This window comes from Paraburkholderia hospita (assembly GCF_002902965.1).
Classification (GTDB): Bacteria; Pseudomonadota; Gammaproteobacteria; order Burkholderiales; family Burkholderiaceae; genus Paraburkholderia; species Paraburkholderia hospita.
In genome coordinates this window covers 2,615,172-2,636,596 of sequence record NZ_CP026105.1, presented here as the reverse complement: position 1 = coordinate 2,636,596, position 21,425 = coordinate 2,615,172, and the positions used below count along the sequence as shown (strand labels likewise).

Below are 21,425 nucleotides of genomic sequence, written 5' to 3'. Positions count from 1 at the left end.
TCCAGACATATTCAGCTCCGAATCCACGAATCAACCTGCAATAGAAGAGGAAAACTGACCATGGCACAAGAAACCATGAGCTTTCAGGCAGAAGTGAAACAGCTTCTGCACCTGATGATCCATTCGCTGTACAGCAACAAGGAAATTTTCCTGCGCGAACTGATCTCGAACGCGTCGGACGCGGCGGACAAGCTGCGTTTCGAAGCGATCGAAAACAACGCGCTGTATGAGAACGATCCGAACCTGCGCATCCGCGTGTCGGTCGACAAGGCCGCGCGCACTATCAGCATCGACGACAACGGCATCGGAATGAGCCGCGACGAAGCGGTCTCGAACCTCGGCACGATCGCGCGCTCGGGCACCAAGGAATTCTTCGGCAAGCTGTCGGGCGACCAGCAGAAGGACGCGGCGCTGATCGGCCAGTTCGGTGTCGGGTTCTATTCGGGCTTCATCGTCGCGGACAAGATCACGGTGGAAACGCGCCGCGCCGGTCTGCCGGCATCGGAAGGCGTGCGTTGGACGAGCGCGGGCGAGGGCGATTTCTCGGTCGACACGATCGAGCGCGCGCCACGCGGCACGACGATCACGCTGCATCTGCGCGCCGACGAAGACGAGCTGCTGTCTTCGCACAAGCTCAAGTCGATCATCCAGAAGTATTCGGATCACGTCGCGCTGCCTATCCTGATGCAGAAGGAAGAGTGGGACGCCGAGAAGGGCGAGATGGTCACGAAGGACGAAGACGAGACCGTCAACCAGGCGAGCGCGCTGTGGACGCGCGCGAAGAGCGACATCACCGAAGAGCAGTACAAGCAGTTCTACCAGCACCTGTCGCACGATCATCAAGATCCGCTGACGTGGACGCATAACCGCGTCGAAGGTCGCAGCGAGTACACGCAGATGCTGTATGTACCGGCACACGCGCCGTTCGACATGTGGAATCGCGATCATCGCGGCGGCCTGAAGCTGTACGTGAAGCGCGTGTTCATCATGGACGACGCCGAGCAATTGCTGCCCGCGTATCTGCGTTTTGTGAAGGGCGTGGTCGATTCGGCCGATCTGCCGCTGAACGTGTCACGCGAACTGCTGCAGGAAAGCCGCGACGTGAAGGCGATCCGCGAAGGCGTGACCAAGCGCGCGCTGTCGATGCTCGAAGAACTGGCGAACTCGGAAGAAGCCGCCGAAAAGGACAAGTACGCGACGTTCTGGAAGGAGTTTGGCCAGGTGCTGAAGGAAGGCATCGGCGAGGACTTCTCGAACAAGGAGCGCATTGCGAAGCTGGCGCGCTTCGCGTCGACGCATAACGACTCGTCCGAGCAGACGGTGTCGCTGGCGGATTACGTCGCGCGCATGAAGCCCGAGCAGTCGAAGATCTACTACGTGACGGCCGATACGTATCAGGCCGCGAAGAACAGCCCGCACCTCGAAGTGTTCCGCAAGAAGGGCGTCGAAGTGCTGCTGCTGACGGATCGCGTCGACGAATGGATGCTGTCGTTCCTCAACGAGTTCGACGGCAAGCCGCTGCAAAGCGTCGCGCGTGGCGACCTCGATCTGGGCCAGTTGAACGACGAAGAAAAGCAGGCGCAGGAAAAGGTCGGCGAAGAACTGAAGCCGCTCGTCGAGCGCATGAAGGAAGCGCTCAAGGACAAGGCGAAGGACGTGCGTCTGACGTTCCGCCTGACGGATTCGCCGTCTTGCCTCGTCGCGGATGAGGGTGATATGAGCGGCTATCTGCAGCGCATGCTGAAGGCGGCTGGGCAGAATGCGCCGGCGTTTCATCCGATTCTCGAGGTGAATCCGGAGCACGCCCTGGTCAAGAATCTGAGCACCGATAACGCGAATTTCGATGACTGGTGTCATCTGTTGTTCGATCAGGCGCTGCTGGCGGAAGGCGGTTCGCTCGAAGATCCGGCGAGTTTTGTGAAGCGGACGAATGCGTTGTTGTTGGCGCGCTAATAGACGTGGCCGGCTGACCTGCTTGCGACGATAAAAATGCGCTGCTTCGGCAGCGCATTTTTTTTGCCTGCGGTTTCTCGCCCGACCAGGTCAGCGCTCCATCGAAGCGCGCTCATGCTGACGCACCTGAGCGAGCACCGAGCCCGCCAGTTCCTTTGCTTCGGCGGATGCATGCCGATCGGCGAGCACTTGCGCGGCAACCTTGCCGATCCGGGCGCTCGTGTGTTTGCTCGTGTGATGTTGTGCGAGCGCGGAACCCGCGAGTTCCTTTTCTATCTCCGATACGTGCTCTCGTTTCAACACGAGAGCGGCGAGATGGGCAATGCGATCCGATGTGGCTTTGTCGTGAGCGGTCATACGAACCTCCCTGGTGTAAGTGGGTTGAGTGAGCGATTGCCATCGACGGGATGGATCGACTCGCCCTTATCTTCAACGGCGGCTTTTCTCATGGGTAGCAGACCGTTCTGAACTGCGTGCCGGATTTGTCTGCGCGTGAGTGAGGAAATTTCTAGCTGAAAGGAGCGGATACGCTGCGCATCCTATAATGCGGCCCATGCCTATCCGTTTCGATGCAGCCGACGCGCATTGGCGCGTCGCGCCCCTTCCAGTTTTCTCGCCTGATCAAAAAGACTGGCTCACACGCGGCGGTTCTCTGACGGCGCACTTGCGCACGCTCGGCGCCGTCACGGTGCGCGTGACGCGCGAGGCCGTCGATTTACCCTTCGACGACGAATACAGCGCGCTCGCCATCGCGCCGCGCACACCCGTGTGGGTGCGTGAGGTGGTGCTATCGGTCGATGGAAAGCCGTTCGTCGCCGCGCACAGCATCGTGCCGCTCGCGGCGAGCACGGGCGTGTGGCAGGCGATGCGCCGTTTGCGCACGCGGCCGCTTGCGGAGCTGTTGTATAGCGATAGCAGTGTGTCGCGTTCGTCGCTGGTCAGCCGACGCTTGACGGCGCGGCATCCGCTGCATCGTCTTGCTTTGCGGGAAATGGGTGACGCACGTATCCATGCGTTGCTCGCGCGACGTTCCGTATTCGAGCGTTACGGCGAGCCGTTGATGGTCACGGAAGTCATGCTGCCCGCGCTGTGGACGCGTCTCGCGATGCGCGATCACAAGCACGCGGCGGCGCAGCCGGTGCCGCGCGATCATGGGCAGGCGCTCGACCACACGGCATCGCGTGCTGATGTCAACGCAAAGCGCGCCGGCAAACAGGGCGAGGTGCGCTGATGCTGCGCGGCTTTCCACCCGTCGTCGCCGAGAGCACGCACACGCTGATACTCGGGAGCTTTCCCGGCGAGGCGTCGCTCGCGGTGACGCAGTATTACGCTCATCCGCGCAACCAGTTCTGGCGTTTGCTCGGCGCGGTGATCGGCGAGCCGTTGCAGGAACTCGATTACCCAACGCGGCTCGAGCGCGTGTTGAAGCATGGCATCGGCGTGTGGGATGTGCTGGCCGCGTGCACGCGCGAAGGCAGTCTCGATGTGGCGATCCGCAACGCGACGCCAAACGACTTTGCTTCGTTCCGCGAGTACGCGCCGAAGCTCAAGAAGATCTGCTTCAATGGCAAGACGGCGGGGCGCTTTGCACCTGTGATCGCGGAGGCGGGCTACGAGACGCTGGTGCTGCCGTCCTCCAGCCCCGCCAATGCTATGCTCTCGTTCGACCAAAAATTGCGCCTGTGGCGCGAGATCCTCACATGACGAAACTGATCAAGCGTGCTTCGGCCGAGGCGCGTGCTTTCCGCAACAATCAATCCGCTGCGCCTAAGCAACGCATTTCGCGCGCAAAAACCCGCGCGTCGCGCGACGAAGACGACTTCAGCGACGTCGCGAAAGCGTCGATGATCGAAGCCCCGCGCAAGCCGCGCTTCGCACCCGTCACGTTCTCGGAAGAAGGTGGCGTGCGCTACCTGCACTTCGGCACGGAATGGGTGCAGGGCGCGATGCGTCTGTCGAAGCCAGATCACATCGAACTCGAATACGCGCAGCAGATGATGGCATGGCTGCTGTTCCTCGAAACGCCGAAGCGCATCGTGCAGCTCGGCCTCGGCACCGGCTCGCTGACAAAGTTCGCGCATCGCTACCTGAAGCGCGCACAGGTCGAAGCCGTCGAATTGAACCCCGCCGTCGTGATCGCCGCGCGCACGATGTTCAGCCTGCCCGCCGACGATGCGCGCCTCACCGTGCGCGAAACCGACGCATGGGAATTCGTCAACGACCGCGCGAACCACGACACGGTCGGCGCATTGCAGATCGATCTGTACGACGCGACGGCGCGCGGCCCGGTGCTCGATAGCGTCGCCTTCTATCGCGCCGCGCGCGCGTGTCTGACGCAAGCGGGCGTCGTCACCGTCAACCTGTTCGGCGATCATCCGAGCTTCGTGCGCAACATGAAGCGCCTGAACGAAGCGTTCGATGGACGCGTGATTGCGCTGCCCGAAGTGCACGATGGCAACCGCATCGCGATCGCATTCTCAGGCCCGGCAATCGACGTGCCGTTTGCGCAGTTGCAGGAGCGCGCGAAGCTGATCGAGGCAAAGCTCGCATTGCCCGCACGCAAGTGGGTCAAGGGCCTGCAGGAATCGACGGGCCAGAACGACACGTTCGCGATCTGACGCACGTCGCATCGCGATCTGACAATCCCCGCGCTGGTGCAACGCCAGCGCGCTCGCGCAACCGCCGTGCCTCGCCCGGCACGGCGGCCTCGACATTCATTCGGCCGGCATCGCGCCGCGCGTCTTAACGAAGCAGCGGAGATGTCTGCTTTCGTATCCGATCTCACACTCTGCGACGTTTCGTGTATTGACAACACCGTTGCGTTTAGGGTCACCCCTGCTTGACCGGTCGTTCGCCACTCCGATACTCTTTCGGGGCTTTCGGGGCGCCCAGTCTGTTATCCGCAGCCGGGTCCATCTGCCCGCCAGACGCGGGACACAATTCAATAAAAGGTAAGAGGAGACGTCATGGCTCACGACGCCGACGCCAACAAGGCCAGCAAGCACTGGCTGTGGTTGTTGCTGTTACCCTGGATCGCGATGATCTGGGTGCCGTCCTACAACAAGATCGAACCCGTGCTGTTCGACTTCCCGTTCTTCTACTGGTATCAGCTCCTGTGGGTGCTGATCAGCGCGGTGATTACGGCCGTCGTGTACTTCAAGACCAAAGCCCGCTCGAAGGGAGGTGCACGATGAACGCCACCGCAACCTTCGTCTTCGTTCTGTTCTTCATCGGCGTCACGATCCTCGGCTTCATCGCCGCGCACTGGCGTAAAGGCGATCTCGCGCATCTGGAAGAGTGGGGCCTCGGCGGCCGGCGCTTCGGCACGGTCGTCACGTGGTTCCTGCTGGGTGGCGACCTGTACACCGCGTACACGTTCATCGCCGTCCCCGCACTCGTGTTCGGCGCAGGCGCAACGGGCTTCTTCGCGCTGCCTTATACGATCCTGATCTATCCGTTCGCGTTCGTCGTGTTCCCGAAGCTGTGGAGCATCTCGAAGCGTCAGGGCTACGTGACGTCCGCCGACTTCGTCAGCGCGCGCTATGGCAGCCGCATGCTCGCGCTTGCCGTCGCCGTGACGGGCATCGTCGCGACGATGCCGTACATCGCGCTGCAGCTGGTCGGCATCGAAGTGGTGATCGGCGCGCTCGGCTTCGATACGAAGGGCTTCGTCGGCGATCTGCCGCTGATCATCGCCTTCGCGATCCTCGCCGCTTACACGTACACGTCGGGTCTGCGCGCGCCGGCCATGATCGCCGTCGTCAAGGACGTGCTGATCTACATCACGATCGCTGCGGCGATCATCGTGATTCCGCCGCAGCTGGGCGGCTTCGGGCATATCTTCAGCGCGGTGCCGCCTGCCAAGCTGCTGCTGAAGGCGCCGGACGTGTCGAGCCTGAACGGCTATAGCGCGTACGCGACATTGGCGATGGGCTCGGCGCTCGCGCTGTTCCTGTACCCGCACTCGATCACGGCCGTTCTGTCGTCGTCGTCGGGCAACACGATCCGCCGCAACATGGCGATGCTGCCCGCGTACTCGCTGGTGCTCGGTCTGCTCGCGCTGCTCGGCTTCATGGCGCTCGCAGCGGGCGTGAAGGACATGCCGGAGTTCGCGCCGTACTTCAAGGCGTTCGGCCCGAACTTCGCGGTGCCCGCGCTGTTCCTGCACTTCTTCCCGTCGTGGTTCGTCGGCGTCGCGTTCGCGGCGATCGGCATCGGCGCGCTGGTGCCGGCCGCGATCATGTCGATTGCAGCCGCGAACCTGTACACGCGCAACATCCACAAGGAGTTCGTGAACCGCAACATGTCGCACGAGCAGGAGACCAACATCGCCAAGCTCGTGTCGCTGATCGTGAAGGTCGGCGCCGTCGCGTTCATTCTCGGTCTGCCGCTGACGTATGCGATCCAGCTGCAACTGCTCGGCGGCATCTGGATCATCCAGACGCTGCCCGCTATCGTGCTCGGTCTCTACACGCGCGTGCTCGACTATCGCGGCCTGTTGCTCGGCTGGGCGGTGGGTATCGCCGTCGGCACGTGGATGGCGATTTCGCTGAAGCTCTCCAGCTCGATCTACACGATCCATATTGGCGGCCTCGCGATTCCGGGTTATGCGGCAGTGTGGTCGCTGATCGTCAACCTCGTGGTGTCGGTCGTTGCCAGCCTCGTGGTGCGCGCAGTCGGCATGAAGCACGCCGAAGATCGCACGCGTCCGGAAGATTATCTGGACGTGCACGAAGCCTGATCTCGCATCGGCTGATTGCCTGACAGGAAAGCCCGCAGCGAATGCTGCGGGCTTTTTTTCTGGCGCGGCGCGGGGCGTCGCTGTCCCGGATGGCTGGACCACGCTGGGGACGAGCGTCGACATCGTTTATGCTCGTGTGGTCGCTGTCTTTGTCGCGCAACCCCAACCTGGGATGACGGATGGCTCTCTCCGACCCGCAACCGAAGCCGCCGCGCAAGCCGGTCACCGGCACGCCGCCGGGGACGAACGACGCCGTCGCCGCGCGTCTCGCGCCGCGTCGCTCGCGCATCGGCCGGCTCGTGCGCGCGGTCACGTCGCCGTATTACCGCTATCGCCACGCCAAGTTCTTCCACAGCCTGCGCGTCGGCCTCGCGATGCTCGTGTCGATCCTCACGACGACGGGTATCGATATTCCGCACGGCATCTGGTCGTCGGTGACGCTGCTGGTGGTGATTGGCGGGTTGCAGCATCACGGCAATATCCGCAAGAAAGCGGCGGAGCGCGCGGCGGGCACGCTGCTCGGCGCGACGCTCGGTCTTGCGCTGATCCTGCAGCAGAACCTGTTCGATTCGCTGACGCTAACCTACGTACTGATGTCGGTGATTGCCGCCGTCTGCGCGTGGTTTGCGATCGGCAGTGCGGGTTACGTCGCACTGTTGACGGCGATCACGATGTGCATCGTCGCGGGACACGGCGACAACATGATCAGCACGGGTCTCTGGCGCACGCTGAACGTGCTGATCGGCATCGTGATCGCGCTGGCGTTTTCGTTTGCGCTGCCGTTGCACGCGACGTACTCATGGCGCTATCTGCTCGCCGACAACCTGCGTGAATGCGCGCGCATCTACACGCGGATGACGACGGGCGTGCCCGTCGGCAGCGACGAACTGGTCGCCACGTTCATCCGCATGGGCAAGCGGCTGGTGCAGTTGCGCTCGCTGATGCCGTCGGTCGCGAAGGAGATCGATCAGCCCATCGCGCAGCTAGATGAGATCCAACGTTTACATCGTTCGATGCTGAGCGCGCTCGAAATGCTGTCGACGGGCACGCTCGCGCATCCGGATCGGCGCGACGCGTTCGCGCAGCGGTGCGGCGAAGAGGCGAACGCGGTGCGCCTGACGCTGCTCGCCGCCGCGCGCGCGTTGCGCTTCGCGGGCGCGACACAGTTTCGGATGCCGGACGCGGCGACATTGTCATCGACGCCGGAAGCGAAGCAGGGCGCGCAGACACCGTGCGAAGAAATGGCCCCTGATTTACAGGGGCCGTATTGGCTCGCGCAGCGCTTCGCCGAGCAGGTGGAGCGCTTGCGCGCGCTGCTCGCGGCGAGCGAGCCGAACTGGAACATCGAACGCGGCGCGAGCGATGCGCCCGCGCGTCAATGACGAATCAGCTTGCGTGCTTGTCGCCTTCGTGCGGGTTGGTGACCATCCACATCACGCCGAACTTGTCGACGACCATGCCGAAGCCCGTGCTCCAGAACGTCGCCTGCCACGGCATCACGACATTGCCGCCTTCGCAAATCGCGTTGAAGGTCTTTTCGCCTTGCGACGGATCGTCGACGGTGATCGACAGGCCATAGCCCGTGTGCGTGCCGGAGCCGGGCGTGTCGTCGCAGTTGCCGTCCGACGCCATCAGTTCCGTCGCGCCGATCTTGACCGACGCATGCATGATCTTGTCTTCGGTGCCGGGGCGGATGGGTTGCTGCGGGTTCGGCGGCGCGTCCCTGAAACGCATCTGGAACAACACTTGTGCGCCGAGCTTCTCGCCGTAGAACTTGAGCGCTTCTTCACAACGGCCATTGAAAAACAGATAGGGCTGGACTTGCATCGTTGTCTCCTGTCAATTGAATTGACGTGTCGTTTCGCGCGAACGCGCAGTGACGGAGTGCGACTGAACGCACGCGTGCCAACGATTGTAGTCGCCGCTGCAGCGTCGAATGTGAAACTGTGTTGACCGAAGTAAAACCTGCCGAAGCGCAGACAGTGCGCTGACACATTGGGAAAAGAATGCGCGCGAAGCGGTAGAGAAAAGCGGCGCAAAACGAGCGGTAAACAAAAAAAGCGCGCGGGGCCTTGCGGCCACGCGCGGCTTGCTTGCGCAGTGAGTCAGGCGAGTCGGTCTTAACGCAGACCTTCGATCACCTTCTCGAGCTTGACGGCATCCGCAGCAAATACGCGAATGCCTTCGGAGAGCTTCTCGGTGGCCATTGCCTCGTCGTTGACGAGGAAGCGGAAGGTCGGCTCGTCGGTCGGCACGCGCGCAATGTCGGCGTCTTTGGACGCTTCCGGCACCAGCTTGCGCTCGACCTTGTCGGTGCTGTCCTGGAGCTTTTGCAGCAGATCGGGGCTGATGGTCAGCAGATCGCAGCCGGCCAGTTCGAGAATCTGGCTCGTGGTGCGGAAGCTCGCGCCCATCACTTCCGTCTTGTAGCCGAACTTCTTGTAGTACGCGTAGATGCGGCGCACCGATTGCACGCCCGGATCGTTCGCGCCGCCGTCGCGCGCTTCGTCCCAGTTGCTGCCGGCGTTCTTCTTGTACCAGTCGTAGATGCGGCCGACGAACGGCGAAATCAGTTGCGCGCCTGCTTCCGCGGCGGCGACAGCCTGCGCCAGCGAGAACAGCAGCGTCATGTTGCAGTGGATGCCGTCCTTCTGCAGCACTTCGGCAGCGCGGATGCCTTCCCACGTCGAAGCAAGCTTGATCAGCACGCGCTCGCGGCCGATGCCCTTCGCCTCGTACATCTTGATGAGTTCATGTCCTTTCTCGATCGACGCCTTCGTGTCGAACGACAAACGGGCGTCGACTTCTGTCGATACGCGGCCCGGCACGATCTTGAGGATTTCGGTGCCGAAGGCGATCAGCAGGTTGTCGATGATCGTGCTGACGGGCTTCGATGCGTGATCGCGCACGGTCTTTTCGAGCAGCGGCTTGTACTCGTCCTTCTGCACGGCCTTCAGGACCAGCGACGGATTCGTCGTCGCGTCCTGCGGCTTGTATTGCGCGAGTTGCTGGAAGTCGCCGGTGTCCGCGACGACCGTGGTGTATTGCTTGAGTTGATCGAGTGCAGTTGTCATGTCGAGCCTTCGCTTCGAGGCGCACGCGCGCCATGGTCCAGGAAATGATGACGCGGCGCGAGGCCGCAATGCGCTTCGCTTTGCCACGTAAACGGCCGTGCAGGCGCGTCATCTGCGATGTCCACGTCTGAAACCGGGGATGTTACCGTGGAACGCCGCCCGCTACTTCTATTCTATGGCGGATCGGATGATGGTGGTTTGACAGGGCCACCCTCCGTCCGTTCGCGCCATGTCGCCAGGCGCTTTCCGCCTTTCGCGTTTCATTCGCTGTCCGCTAACTTGTCACCTTCGTCAGCCGCGCCGTGCGTTCAGCACGCCATGCGTCACCAGCCCCGCGACGAGTCCCCAGAACGCGGAACCGATCGACAGCAACGTCAGGCCGGACGCCGTCACCATGAACGTGACGAGCGCGGCTTCGCGCTGCCGTGCGTCCTGCATCGCGTTGGTGAGGCCGCTCATGATGGAGCCGAACAGCGCGAGCGCCGCCACCGACACCACCAACGCCTTCGGCAGCGAGCCGAACAGCGCGGCGATCGTCGCGCCGAAAATGCCCGCGATCAGATAGAACACGCCGCACCAGACGGCCGCCATATAGCGCTTGTTCCCGTCTTCGTGCGCTTCGCGCCCAGTGCAGATGGCGGCCGTGATCGCCGCGAGGTTCACGCCGTGCGAGCCGAACGGCGCGAGCAGCAGCGAAGCCGCGCCCGTCGTCGCGATCAGCGGCGCGGACGGCGTCTGGTAGCCGTCCGCGCGCAGCACGGCGATGCCCGGCACGTTCTGCGACGCCATCGCCACGACGAACAGCGGAATGCCGATGCTGATCACCGCCGACAGCGAAAACGCGGGCAGCGTCAACACAGGCACGGCGAAGGCCACATGAAAGCGGCTGAAATCGAGCAGCCCGAGCGCGCCTGCAACGGCCGTGCCGACGACGAGCGTCGCCGGAATCGCATAGCGCGGCGCAAAACGCTTGATGACGAGGTAGGTGAAGAACATCGCCAGCACGAGCGCCGTCTGGAATTGCGCAGCGCGGAAAATCTCGATGCCGATCTCGAACAGGATGCCCGCCAGCAGCGCGGCCGCGATGCCTGCCGGCATACGCTTCATCAGCGTGTCGAACCAGCCGGTGAGGCCGATCAGCGTCAGCAGCAGCGCGCACACGACGAACGCGCCAATCGCCTCGGGATAAGCGACGTGCGGCAGCGACGAAACGAGCAGCGCCGCGCCCGGCGTCGACCATGCGACCACGATGGGCGCGCGAAACCGCAGCGACAGGCCGATCGTGCAGAGCGCCATGCCCATCGACAGCGCCCAGATCCACGAAGAAATCTGCGCATCGCTCAGATGCGCGGCGCGGCCCGCCTGGAACATCAGCACGAGCGAACTGGTGTAGCCCGTCATCATCGCGACGAAACCGGCGACGAGCGCGGACAGGGACGTATCGGCGAATGGCCGCAGCGGCGTGCGCGCGGCGCGGGAGAAGTCGGGGGAGGAAGAGGTCATCCTGCGTGTCTCTGTGTGGCGTCGTTGGTGTGATGGGTGCTGGCCGGGCAGCGCGCGCAATGCAGCTGCGGCCGTGGCGTCGTTGCGCTACGGCTCGCCTGGCAGACGGGGAAACCCGGGATCTTACTTGCTTAGCGTGCGCATCGCCGTTTCGAGGCCGGCGAGCGTGAGCGGATACATCCGGTGGCCGAGCACTTCACGTATAACCGAAACCGACTGCCGGTATTCCCACAAGCCTTCCGGTTCCGGGTTCAGCCACGCGTGATGCGGGAAATGGTCGGCGAGCCGCCGCAGCCAGACGGCGCCCGCTTCGGCGTTGTTGTATTCGACCGAACCGCCCGCCTGAAGGACTTCGTACGGGCTCATCGTCGCGTCGCCGACGAAGATCAGCTTGTAGTCGGGCGTGAACTTGTGCAGCACGTCCCACGTCGCCATCCGCTCGACATGGCGGCGGCGGTTGTTCTTCCACAAAAAATCGTAGACGCAGTTGTGGAAGTAGTAGAACTCGAGGTGCTTGAACTCGGCTTTCGCGGCCGAGAACAGCTCTTCCGTGCGCTTGATGTGATCGTCCATCGATCCGCCGACGTCGAGCAGCATCAGCACCTTCACGTTGTTGTGCCGCTCCGGGACCATCTTGAGGTCGAGCCAGCCGGCGTTCGCGGCCGTGCTGCGGATCGTGTCGGGCAGATCGAGTTCTTCGGCGGCGCCTTCGCGCGCGAAACGCCGCAGGCGGCGCAGCGCGACCTTGATGTTGCGCGTGCCGATTTCGACCTGATCGTCATAGTCGCGGTAGGCGCGCTGGTCCCACACCTTGGTGGCCGTCCGGCTGCCCGACGACTCGCCGCCAATGCGGATGCCTTCCGGGTTGTAGCCGCCATTGCCGAACGGCGACGTGCCGCCCGTGCCGATCCATTTGTTGCCGCCTTCGTGACGGCCTTTCTGCTCGTCGAGCAGTTCCTTCAGGCGCTCCATCAGCTTGTCGAGGCCGCCCATCTTTTCGATCTGCGCTTTCTCTTCCGGGCTGAGATCGCGTTGCAGCTTCTTTTTCAGCCAGTCGAGCGGCACGTCCAGCGCGAGATCGGCCTTCTGCGCAACGCCGTTGAAATACGCGCCGAACGCCTGATCGAACTTGTCGAAATACTGCTCGTCCTTCACGAGCGTCATGCGCGCGAGATAGTAGAACTCGTCCAGCGACGGCTGGATCACGCTTTCCTTCAACGCTTCGAGCAGCGTCAGGTATTCCTTCACGGAAACGGGCAGCTTCGCGGCGCGCAGCGTGTAGAAAAAGTCGATCAGCATGCCGGTGTCTCCGTCCGTGTTCGCCTGTCGTTACGGCGCGATCAGCGGTTGTTGCGGTTCATGAACACGAGCCGCTCGAACAGGCTCACGTCCTGTTCGTTCTTCAGCAGCGCGCCATGCAGCGGCGGCACGATCTGCTTCTGATCCTTCGAGCGCAGCGCTTCGGGCGGAATGTCTTCGGCGAGCAGGAGCTTGAGCCAGTCGAGCAGTTCGGAGGTGGACGGCTTCTTCTTCAGGCCCGACACGTTGCGCAGCTCGAAGAAGCTTTCCATCGCGGCGCGCAGCAATTCCTGCTTGATGCCCGGATAGTGGACTTCGACGATCTGCTGCATCGTCGACGGATCGGGGAACTTGATGTAGTGGAAGAAGCAGCGGCGCAGGAATGCGTCAGGCAGCTCCTTTTCGTTGTTCGACGTGATGATGACGAGCGGCCGGTGCTTCGCCTTCACCAACTCGCGCGTCTCGTAGACGTAGAACTCCATGCGGTCGAGCTCGCGCAGCAGGTCGTTCGGAAACTCGATGTCGGCCTTGTCGATTTCGTCGATCAGCAGCACCGATTGTTCATCCGACTCGAACGCCTGCCACAGCACGCCCTTGACGATGTAGTTGCGAATGTCTTTCACGCGCTCGTCGCCGAGCTGCGAATCGCGCAGGCGCGATACGGCGTCGTATTCGTACAGACCCTGCTGTGCCTTCGTGGTGGACTTGATGTGCCATTGCAACAGCGGCATGTCGAGGGCCGCTGCCACTTCCTCTGCGAGCATCGTCTTGCCCGTGCCCGGCTCGCCTTTGATCAGCAGTGGCCGCTTGAGCGTCATCGCGGCATTGACCGCGAGCTTGAGGTCGTCGGTGGCGACGTATTGCGATGAGCCTTCGAAACGCATGACAGGACGCTCGTTCGGGAAAAATTCCAGTATAAGTCAGAAGGCCTGTTGTGCTCCGCGGGGCGCGCGTAAGGTGTCAGCCGCGTCGGACGGTATGCGCGGCACGTGCAAGAGACGGATTTCCGCATGCGGCAATCCGCCGCGCCCGGACGGAAGCCGGTTGTGACTGTCCTATTTCGGCATTTCGCGCGACGCCTTGTGGCGCGGCGCTTTGCCGGGACAGGGGTCGGGTCCTGTCGGGTGGACGCCCGGCGCGGCGTCGCGGTACAATTGGGCCGATTTTTTTGGCCTGCGTGGCAACCCAGACAAGTAAAACGGCGCAGGCCGTAGCCTTTTTGGGCGCCCGTTCCCCCTCAAGCCAGGTTAAAAGAGCTATGAACAAATTCGTTGGCAAACATGTCGTGGTCGCTGCCATGTCGGTGGCCGCGGGTTTTGCGGCAACTTTGGCGGCAACTGCGCAGGCAGCGGATATCGTGGGCGACGCCAAGGCGGGCCAGGGCAAGGTCGCGATGTGCATCGGCTGTCACGGTATTCCCGACTATCGTACGGCTTACCCCGAGGTGTACCGGGTGCCGATGCTGGGCGGCCAGAACCGGACCTACCTCGAAAACGCGCTGCACGCGTACAAGAAGGGCGACCGCCATTTCGACACGATGCATGCGATCGCTGTGACACTGACCGACCAGGACATCGCCGACATCGCCGCGTATTACTCGGTGCAGACGGCCTCTTCGAAGAATAATCCCGACAAATGACGGGCGGCGCGCGCCAGCGCGTCATCGGCTCATTCAGTTCGCGGCGCAACCAGTTTGCATGGGACGGCGGTAGGCGCTAAAGCGCAAACGTCCGTCGACACAGGAGAATTCATGAAGAAGCATCCCCACGCACTTCATACGGTGGTCAAGGCTGCATGCGCGACGCTCGCGCTGGCCGGTTTTGTCGTCGCATCGAACGCGCACGCGGCGGATGCCGCCAACGGCAAGGCGCTCTCCGATAGCCACAACTGCGCGGCCTGCCACGGCCCGAATCTGAACAAGCCCGTGACGCCGGAATATCCGAAGCTCGCCGGTCAGCACGCGGACTACATCTACTGGGCGCTGCGCCAGTATCAGATGGGCACGGGCAACCCGCACCTCGGCCGCAACAACGCGATCATGCAGGCGCAGGTGCAAAGCCTGTCGCCAAGCGACATGAAGGACATCGCCGCGTACATCGAATCGCTGGACGGCGACCTCGTGCAGAAGAAGTAAGCTGCTGCGCATTCGCTGACGGATCACGACAAACACCCCGCCTTGGCGGGGTGTTTGTTTTCGTACGACGGGTTTCGGCTGGCGCGAAGGTTCGCGCCGTCAGTCAGTCGCGCGTCGCGCGGCGCTCGATGCGCTGCAGATAGGCGTCCGTATCGGGCGGCGTGTTGGTGCGCTGCGCTTCCCAGATCGTTTCGCCCAGGCACTCCATGATCGCGTGCTGCGCGTCGTGCGTGGAGCCGAGGCGCGCGGCGAGCCGGTCGTGCGCGGCGCGAATGCCGGGCGGCTGATCGATCGACAGCTGCTCGCTGATCGCGAGATGCATCGACAGATGCAGGAATGGATTGGTTTGCCCACGTTCGGGCGAGTAGTCCTGCGCCGAGGCGGCCTCGGCGTCCTTGAGCTCGGCGTGATACTCGGGATGCTCGATGATCCAGTCGGCGGCGATCGCTTCGAGCGGCGTCAGGATTTCACCCGCGCGCTGCTTGCGCCAGGTGTCGGTGAAAAAACGGCGGACTTCGTCGCGGCTGGGATTGAACATCGATGGACTTCGGACGGTGAAAGCGAGTGGGGCGGGCTGTTTGCGCGGTACGTCGACTCGGACGTAGCCAGCAGCCGTTCATTTTACGCCGCGCCCGCAGCGCGCGCAGACGGATGGCGCGACACGCTGAAAGCGCCGTGCCGCGGCGCTTAGAGATCGGGCGGCGGCGTCTTCGGCTTGAATTCGCACAGCGGCTCGATCACGCAATGCCAGCATTCCGGCCGACGCGCCTTGCACACATAGCGCCCGTGCAGAATCAGCCAGTGATGCGCATCCTGCAGGAACTCGGCGGGCGTGAATTTTTCCAGCGCCAGTTCGACGGCGCGTACGTCCTTGCCTGGCGCGAGGCCCGTTCGGTTGGCAACCCGAAAGATGTGTGTATCGACGGCGATGGTCGGCTGGCCGAATGCCGTGTTCAGCACGACGTTCGCCGTCTTGCGGCCCACGCCCGGCAGGCTCTCCAGCGCTTCGCGCCCGTCGGGCACTTCGCCGCCGTACTGGTCGAGCAGGATGCGGCACGTCGCGATCACGTTCTTCGCTTTCGTGCGATACAAGCCGATCGTCTTGATGTAGTCGGCGACGCCTTCCTCGCCGAGGTCGAACACCTTCTGCGGCGTGTTGGCGACGGGAAACATCCGGCGCATCGCCTTGTTCACGGAGACGTCCGTTGCTTGCGCGGACAACATCACGGCGATCAGCAACTCGAACGGTGTCGAGTATTCCAGTTCGGTCGTCGGATGCGGGTTCAGGCTCTGGAGCGTCTCGTAGATCGCACGTCGTTTGGTCGCGTTCATGCGGCTCGGTCAGGACTTTTTGGGTTGATCGACGTCTTGCTTGGGTGCGGATTCGGAATTGTCGTTAGCGATGCCCAGCCGGCGACGGCGTGCCTCGGCTTCGTCGATCTGCGCTTGCGTTTCTGCGCTGATCGCGGTCGTATTCCTGGGACCGAGACCTTGCGCGGCGTTTTCCGCCTTCTTCGCGCGAGCACGTTCGAGCGCGGCCTGGATGATCGCGCGTTTCTTCGCTTCGGCGTCGGCGACGGGCGCGGCGGCTGCTTCGACCGCTTCGACTGTCGCTTCTGTTGGGGCGGGGCCAACGACGGGCGCCGCCGGGGCCGGCGAACTCGCCGATACCGCCGCCGCGCGTTTGGCTGCCGCGCGCGCTTCTGCCGCTTCGCGCTCCGCAGCGAGACGCGCGCGGCGACCGTCGTGACGCGTGCGCGCGGCGTCGGCCTGTGGCTGGCTCCACGCATCCCAGCCCGTCTTGTCGCCCGTGACGGGGATCATCTCGATGCAGTCGACGGGGCAGGGCGGCACGCACAGGTCACAGCCCGTGCACAGTTCGGCGACCATCGTGTGCATCTGCTTCGGTGCGCCGACGATTGCATCGACGGGGCAGGCCTGCATGCACAGCGTGCAGCCGATGCACAGGCTCTCGTCGATGAACGCGACGGGCCGCGCCCGCTCGACGCCATGGTCCAGATTGAGGGGAATCGCGGGCTTGCCGAGCAGCTTCGCGAGCCGCGCGACGCCTTCCGCGCCGCCGGGCGGGCACTGGTTGTAGCTGGCCTCGCCCTGCGCGATGGCCAAGGCGTAAGCGCGGCAGTCGGGATAGCCGCACTTCGTGCATTGTGTCTGGGGCAGCAGATCTTCGATGAGATCCGCGAATGTTTTGGATTCTGTCACGGTCAAGACGTGGGGGACATGCTGTTGCCGTTCACCGGCGCGGCGAATGCTTGTGATCGAATGGATGCGGTTTCAACCGCACCGTTTGGTGTGCACCATTGGGTGTACACCATCTGGTGAGCGCCGGGGAGCATTCGCAGACATTGCGCAAACCGCGTCGGGCGCCGGGCCGCCAGGGCAACCGTCAACGCGGTAGCAAGGGCGTTCGGCCATCGGTCAAATGCGTATTATCGCCGATTTCCCCAGTTGTTATTACCGAGGCATGTGCCATAATCGAAGCGCTTTTTTGTAAGACCGCAGGACGGTGTGATCCCACCAACCAGCCCCGCGCAGCGCCGCCGTTGCAAGGCCAGGCAATTGGACGGCGAGCGATCCGGATAACGCGGCTCACGAAGCACATGCCACCATGAATCAGCCGAAAATCAAAAGAGATCCTGAAGGCACCCGTCGCCGCATTCTGCTCGCGGCAGCCGAAGAGTTCGCGAATGGTGGGTTGTTCGGCGCACGCGTCGACCAGATCGCCCGCCGCGCGGAGACCAATGAACGCATGCTCTACTACTACTTCGGTAGCAAGGAGCAGCTATTCACGGCAGTCCTCGAACACGCGTTCAGCGCGCTCACGGAAGCCGAGCGCACGCTCGATCTCGCAGGCGTCGCGCCTGTCGAGGCCGTCACGCGGCTCGCGCATTTCGTGTGGGATTACTATCGCGACCACCCCGAATTGCTGAGACTCGTGAACAACGAGAATCTGCACGAGGCGCGCTATATGCAGAAGTCCACGCGCATCCGCGAAATGATCTCACCGATCGTTGCCACACTGGGATCGATACTCGAGCGCGGCCAGCGCGCCGGCCTGTTTCGCACGAACGTCGATCCGCTGCGCTTCTATGTGACGCTGTCGGGGATGGGCTACTACATCGTCTCGAACCGCTTCACGCTCGAAGCCACACTGGGTCGCGACTTCAGCGCAGCGGCCGAGCGCAGCGAAGTGATCCAGATGAACACTGAGATCCTGCTCGCGTATCTGATGCGTCGCTAAGCCTGAACGCCTGACGGACAAACGGCCTCGTAAGAGGCCGTTTTCGTATCCGCTGGAATCCGTTGGATGCAGGCGCAACATTTGGCTGCGCCCGCCGCATGCGGCTTGCGCCTACGCTTCGACGCGCTCTTCCGTCTTGCGTGTGGTCGCCTTCGGCGTGTGCTCGAGGATGAAGTCGCGCAACTGCGGATAGATGATGGTGCGCCAGCGACGGCCCGAGAAGATGCCGTAGTGCCCGCACTTTTCCGCCGTGAAATGGCGGCGATCCTTTTCCGGGATGCCCGTGCACAGCTCATGCGCGGCGCGCGTCTGGCCGCTGCCGGAGATGTCGTCGAGTTCGCCTTCGATCGTGAAGAGGGCGGTCTTCGTGATGTCCTGCGGGCGCACCAGCTCGCCGTTCACTTCCCACGTGCCTTCCGCGAGACTGAACTCCTGAAACACGACGCGGATGGTCTGCAGATAGTATTCCGCGGCCATGTCGAGCACCGCGTTGTATTCGTCATAGAAACGGCGGTGCGCTTCCGCATCCTCTTCGTCACCGCGCAGAAGGCTCTGATAGAAGTCCCAGTGCGAAGCCGCGTGACGTTCCGGATTCATCGCGACAAAGCCCGTGTGCTGCAGAAAACCCGGATACACCTTACGGCCGAAGCCCGGATAGTTCGGCGGCACGTTGTAAATGACGTTGTTCTCGAACCATTCGGTCGAATGCTGCGTTGCCAGCGAATTGACGGCCGTGGGGCTTTTACGCGCGTCGATCGGGCCGCCCATCATCGTCATCGTACGCGGCGTGTCTTCGCCGCGGCTCGCCATCAGCGAAATGGCGGCGAGCACGGGAACGGTAGGCTGGCACACCGAGATCACGTGCAGATTCTTCGCGCCGATGTGGCGGATGAATTCCTGGATATACGCGATGTAATCGTCGAGATCGAACGTACCGTCTTCGATCGGCACCATGCGCGCATCGATCCAGTCCGTGATGTACACCTTGTGATCCTGCAGCAACGTCTTAACGGTGTCGCGCAGCAGCGTGGAATGGTGACCCGACAGCGGCGCGCACACCAGTACGACGGGTTCTTCCTTCAGCTGCGTCACAGCGTCGCTGTCGTCCGAATAGCGCTTGAAGCGCATCAGCCGGCAAAACGGCTTCTCGACGATCGTCTGCTCGACGATGGGAATGTTGTGGCCGTCCTTGACGATCTGGTGCAGGTTGAACTCGGGCTTCTCGTAGTCCTTGCCGAGACGGTACAGCAGCTCGTAGCCAGCGGACAGGCGTGTGGCGCCCGGCACATAGGCGAGCGGACTGGCCGGATTCGCAAACGATTTCGAGGCAGCCTGAGCCCAGGCGGTGAGCGGGCTCAAAAGAGCCCGCTGGAATTCGTGGATTTGATAGAGCATCGGTGCTCCAGCTATAACGGTTCGCGCAGCGCAGCGTGTCTAAACGCGCAGCGACGAGGCGGGCCGGTTCTGGTTACGTGTGGAATTGTTGGTGGTGACGATTATCGGCCGTCTGGTTCGGGTGATGATATAGAAGGCATACGATTTGTGCAATGCAACAACAGTGCGTTAGCACACTCACGTATGTCATATCCACGTCATCGACAATTTGTCAGCTTTCTTTAGACGACAGGTGATGACGGGATATCAGCATCAGGCGTGCCAGAGGGCGGCTGACCGCCTTCTCCACTTTCGCCGTCATGCGGCGGCTGACCGGTCGCGTGTGCCATCTCCTGCTCGTGTTTCATGAGATTCAGTCCAGTGTGAACGAGGGCCACATGGGAAAACCCCTGTGGGAAATTCCCGACAAGCCGTCCGCCGACGGGATCGTATTCCTCCGCGAGCAGCCCGACGTCGTTCGCGAGCGACAGCAGCCGCTCGTACATCTCGCGCGCGTCGTCGATGCGCCCCTGCAGCGCGAGGTTGTCGACCATCCAGAAGCTGCAGGCGAGAAACGTCCCTTCGCCGGGCGGCAGGCCGTCGTCGAATTCAGTCGTGCGGTAGCGCATCACGAAGCCGTCGTGCATCAGGTCTTTCTCGATGGCGTTGACGGTGCCGGTGATGCGCGGGTCCGAAGGCGGTAAAAAGCCGAGCAGCGGCATCAGCAGCACACTCGCGTCGAGTTCGTCGCCGCCATAGGTCTGCGTGAACGCATTGAGCTGCGCATTCCAGCTTTTCGCGCAGACGTCCGAGTGAATCTGCGCGCGCACCTCGTACCAGTGTTCGAGCGGCGCGGGCAGATCGAATTTTTCCGCCGATTTGATCGCGCGATCGAACGCGACCCAGGCCATCACCTTCGAGAACGTGAAGTGCTGGCGGCCGCCGCGCGTTTCCCAGATGCCTTCGTCGCGTTCCTGCCAGATCGTTTCGAGGTGCAGCAACATCGCGCACTGCACGTTCCACGCGGTTTCGTCCGCCTGCAAACCGCCGACACGCGCCAGATGCAGCGCGTTCATCACTTCGCCGTACACGTCCAGCTGCAATTGCCCGACCGCGTTGTTGCCGATGCGCACGGGCTTCGAGTTCTCATAACCCGGCAGCCAGTCGATTTCGAACTCGGGTAGCCGCCGCTCGCCCGCGAGGCCATACATGATCTGCAACTGCTCGGGCGAGCCGGCCATCACGCGGCCCAGCCACGAACGCCACGCGCGCGCCTCTTCGTAGTAGCCGCCGCGCATCATCGCGAGCAGCGTGATCGTTGCGTCGCGCAACCACACGTAACGGTAGTCCCAGTTACGCGCGCCGCCGATCTTCTCCGGCAGCGACGTGGTCGGCGCGGCGACGATGCCGCCCGTCGGCTCGTAGGCGAGCGCCTTCAGCGTCAGCAGCGAGCGGCGGATGGCGGTCGCGTACTTGCCCTCGACGGTGCCGCGCGACGACCATTCGAGCCAGTAGTTCTCAGTGCGGGCAAGGGCCGAGTGCGGATCACGGGCGGGCGGGATGTTCAGATGCGACTCGCTGTAAGTCAGCGAAAACGGCACGCGTTCACCTTCCGATACGGTGAACTCGGCGACCGTTTTCATGTTCTCGCCGCGCAGGTCGACAGGCGTGCGCAGCGCGACGGTGTCCGGACCGGCGATCGCCTTGATGCCGCTCTCGCGCGCGAGGCGGCTGACCCATGGAATCGAGAAGCCATAGTCGAAGCGCAGCACGAGTTCCATGCGCATCTTCACGGTGCCGCGCTTGCCGACGACGATCCGGACCATCTCCGACCAGCCGTTGCCGGGCGGCATGAAGTCGATCAGCGTGACGGCGCCGTCGGGCGTCTCGAAGTCGGTTTCGAGGATCAATGTTTCGCCGCGATAACGGCGGCGCGTCGCGCGCGTAAAACCGCTCCTGAAGTCCAGTTCGCCGTCGTCGCGGGCCGCTGACGCGCCACGCGCTTCCGTTTGCGCTGCCTCAGCCGTGTCATCTCGCCTCGCCGCGCGCGGTGTGGCGGTCTTCTCTGCCTGGCGCGGCACTGGC

General features: G+C 63.0%; 21 protein-coding genes. 10 read left to right on the top strand and 11 right to left on the bottom strand.

The window, feature by feature from the left end:
* Positions 1 to 60: 60 nt before the first annotated feature.
* Positions 61 to 1,953: a molecular chaperone HtpG gene (htpG, locus tag C2L64_RS11930; protein ID WP_007583368.1), complete on the top strand. Its 1,893-nt coding sequence runs from the start codon at positions 61 to 63 to the stop codon at positions 1,951 to 1,953.
* 90 nt (positions 1,954 to 2,043) lie between these two features.
* Here the strand turns inward: htpG and C2L64_RS11925 are convergent, their stop codons facing one another.
* Positions 2,044 to 2,310, bottom strand: a complete 267-nt coding sequence (locus tag C2L64_RS11925; RefSeq protein ID WP_007583370.1) for a hypothetical protein — start codon at positions 2,308 to 2,310, stop codon at positions 2,044 to 2,046.
* Between the two features lie 196 nt (positions 2,311 to 2,506).
* Here C2L64_RS11925 and C2L64_RS11920 point away from each other — a divergent pair, with 196 nt between their 5' ends.
* From C2L64_RS11920 to C2L64_RS11895, 6 genes are all read left to right on the top strand, one after another.
* A complete protein-coding gene (locus tag C2L64_RS11920; protein WP_039900723.1) occupies positions 2,507 to 3,184 on the top strand; it encodes a chorismate--pyruvate lyase family protein in 678 nt (225 codons plus the stop codon).
* On the top strand, positions 3,184 to 3,657 hold the full coding sequence (locus C2L64_RS11915; protein ID WP_007583372.1) for a DNA-deoxyinosine glycosylase: 474 nt from the start codon (positions 3,184 to 3,186) through the stop codon (positions 3,655 to 3,657). The genes C2L64_RS11920 and C2L64_RS11915 overlap by 1 nt, the downstream gene beginning before the upstream one ends.
* A complete protein-coding gene (locus tag C2L64_RS11910; protein ID WP_007583373.1) occupies positions 3,654 to 4,571 on the top strand; it encodes a class I SAM-dependent methyltransferase in 918 nt (305 codons plus the stop codon). The genes C2L64_RS11915 and C2L64_RS11910 overlap by 4 nt, the downstream gene beginning before the upstream one ends.
* Positions 4,572 to 4,919: 348 nt before the next feature.
* On the top strand, positions 4,920 to 5,147 hold the full coding sequence (locus tag C2L64_RS11905) for a DUF3311 domain-containing protein (RefSeq protein ID WP_007583374.1): 228 nt from the start codon (positions 4,920 to 4,922) through the stop codon (positions 5,145 to 5,147).
* Positions 5,144 to 6,694 carry a monocarboxylate uptake permease MctP gene (mctP, locus tag C2L64_RS11900; RefSeq protein ID WP_007583375.1) on the top strand — a complete coding sequence of 517 codons (1,551 nt, stop codon included), beginning with the start codon at positions 5,144 to 5,146 and terminating at the stop codon, positions 6,692 to 6,694. The genes C2L64_RS11905 and mctP overlap by 4 nt, the downstream gene beginning before the upstream one ends.
* Before the next feature lie 179 nt (positions 6,695 to 6,873).
* A complete protein-coding gene (locus C2L64_RS11895) occupies positions 6,874 to 8,076 on the top strand; it encodes an FUSC family protein (protein WP_007583376.1) in 1,203 nt (400 codons plus the stop codon).
* A gap of 4 nt (positions 8,077 to 8,080) precedes the next feature.
* Here the strand turns inward: C2L64_RS11895 and C2L64_RS11890 are convergent, their stop codons facing one another.
* The 5 genes from C2L64_RS11890 to C2L64_RS11870 all read right to left on the bottom strand — a co-directional run bounded on the left by C2L64_RS11890 (position 8,081) and on the right by C2L64_RS11870 (position 13,454).
* The gene (locus tag C2L64_RS11890; RefSeq protein ID WP_007583377.1) at positions 8,081 to 8,521 is read right to left on the bottom strand and encodes a VOC family protein; all 441 of its coding nucleotides are present in this window, start codon (positions 8,519 to 8,521) and stop codon (positions 8,081 to 8,083) included.
* Positions 8,522 to 8,814: 293 nt separating this feature from the next.
* Positions 8,815 to 9,768: a transaldolase gene (tal, locus tag C2L64_RS11885; RefSeq protein ID WP_007583378.1), complete on the bottom strand. Its 954-nt coding sequence runs from the start codon at positions 9,766 to 9,768 to the stop codon at positions 8,815 to 8,817.
* Positions 9,769 to 10,059: 291 nt separating this feature from the next.
* Positions 10,060 to 11,271, bottom strand: a complete 1,212-nt coding sequence (locus C2L64_RS11880; protein WP_090836066.1) for a benzoate/H(+) symporter BenE family transporter — start codon at positions 11,269 to 11,271, stop codon at positions 10,060 to 10,062.
* Positions 11,272 to 11,394: 123 nt separating this feature from the next.
* A complete protein-coding gene (locus C2L64_RS11875) occupies positions 11,395 to 12,570 on the bottom strand; it encodes a vWA domain-containing protein (protein ID WP_007583380.1) in 1,176 nt (391 codons plus the stop codon).
* Positions 12,571 to 12,611: 41 nt separating this feature from the next.
* Positions 12,612 to 13,454 carry an AAA family ATPase gene (locus C2L64_RS11870; protein WP_007583382.1) on the bottom strand — a complete coding sequence of 281 codons (843 nt, stop codon included), beginning with the start codon at positions 13,452 to 13,454 and terminating at the stop codon, positions 12,612 to 12,614.
* 374 nt (positions 13,455 to 13,828) lie between these two features.
* Between C2L64_RS11870 and C2L64_RS11865 the strand changes: the two genes are divergently transcribed.
* Together C2L64_RS11865 and C2L64_RS11860 are read left to right on the top strand one after the other, a co-directional pair.
* Entirely contained in the window at positions 13,829 to 14,209 is a 381-nt protein-coding gene (locus C2L64_RS11865) for a c-type cytochrome (RefSeq protein WP_007583383.1), read from the top strand.
* 111 nt (positions 14,210 to 14,320) lie between these two features.
* Positions 14,321 to 14,704 (top strand): c-type cytochrome, encoded by a 384-nt coding sequence (locus tag C2L64_RS11860; protein WP_007583385.1) that lies wholly within the window; start codon positions 14,321 to 14,323, stop codon positions 14,702 to 14,704.
* 103 nt (positions 14,705 to 14,807) lie between these two features.
* On the opposite strand, the gene C2L64_RS11855 is transcribed toward C2L64_RS11860, so the two are convergent.
* The 3 genes from C2L64_RS11855 to rsxB form a co-directional block, all read right to left on the bottom strand.
* Entirely contained in the window at positions 14,808 to 15,242 is a 435-nt protein-coding gene (locus C2L64_RS11855; RefSeq protein ID WP_007583386.1) for a DUF1841 family protein, read from the bottom strand.
* 149 nt (positions 15,243 to 15,391) lie between these two features.
* Entirely contained in the window at positions 15,392 to 16,036 is a 645-nt protein-coding gene (gene nth / locus C2L64_RS11850; RefSeq protein ID WP_007583387.1) for an endonuclease III, read from the bottom strand.
* A 9-nt stretch (positions 16,037 to 16,045) separates the two neighbouring features.
* Positions 16,046 to 16,927 (bottom strand): electron transport complex subunit RsxB, encoded by an 882-nt coding sequence (gene rsxB, locus C2L64_RS11845; protein ID WP_039900731.1) that lies wholly within the window; start codon positions 16,925 to 16,927, stop codon positions 16,046 to 16,048.
* A gap of 406 nt (positions 16,928 to 17,333) precedes the next feature.
* On the opposite strand from rsxB, the gene C2L64_RS11840 reads away from it, so the two are divergent.
* Complete coding sequence (locus C2L64_RS11840) at positions 17,334 to 17,966, top strand: TetR family transcriptional regulator (protein WP_007583389.1); 633 nt, start codon at positions 17,334 to 17,336, stop codon at positions 17,964 to 17,966.
* 111 nt (positions 17,967 to 18,077) lie between these two features.
* Here the strand turns inward: C2L64_RS11840 and C2L64_RS11835 are convergent, their stop codons facing one another.
* Both C2L64_RS11835 and C2L64_RS11830 read right to left on the bottom strand, forming a co-directional pair.
* Positions 18,078 to 19,361, bottom strand: coding sequence for a polyhydroxyalkanoate depolymerase (locus tag C2L64_RS11835; RefSeq protein WP_007583390.1), 1,284 nt, complete (start codon positions 19,359 to 19,361; stop codon positions 18,078 to 18,080).
* Positions 19,362 to 19,582: 221 nt separating this feature from the next.
* Complete coding sequence (locus C2L64_RS11830; protein WP_407671766.1) at positions 19,583 to 21,421, bottom strand: glycoside hydrolase family 15 protein; 1,839 nt, start codon at positions 21,419 to 21,421, stop codon at positions 19,583 to 19,585.
* Between the last annotated feature and the right edge of the window lie 4 nt (positions 21,422 to 21,425).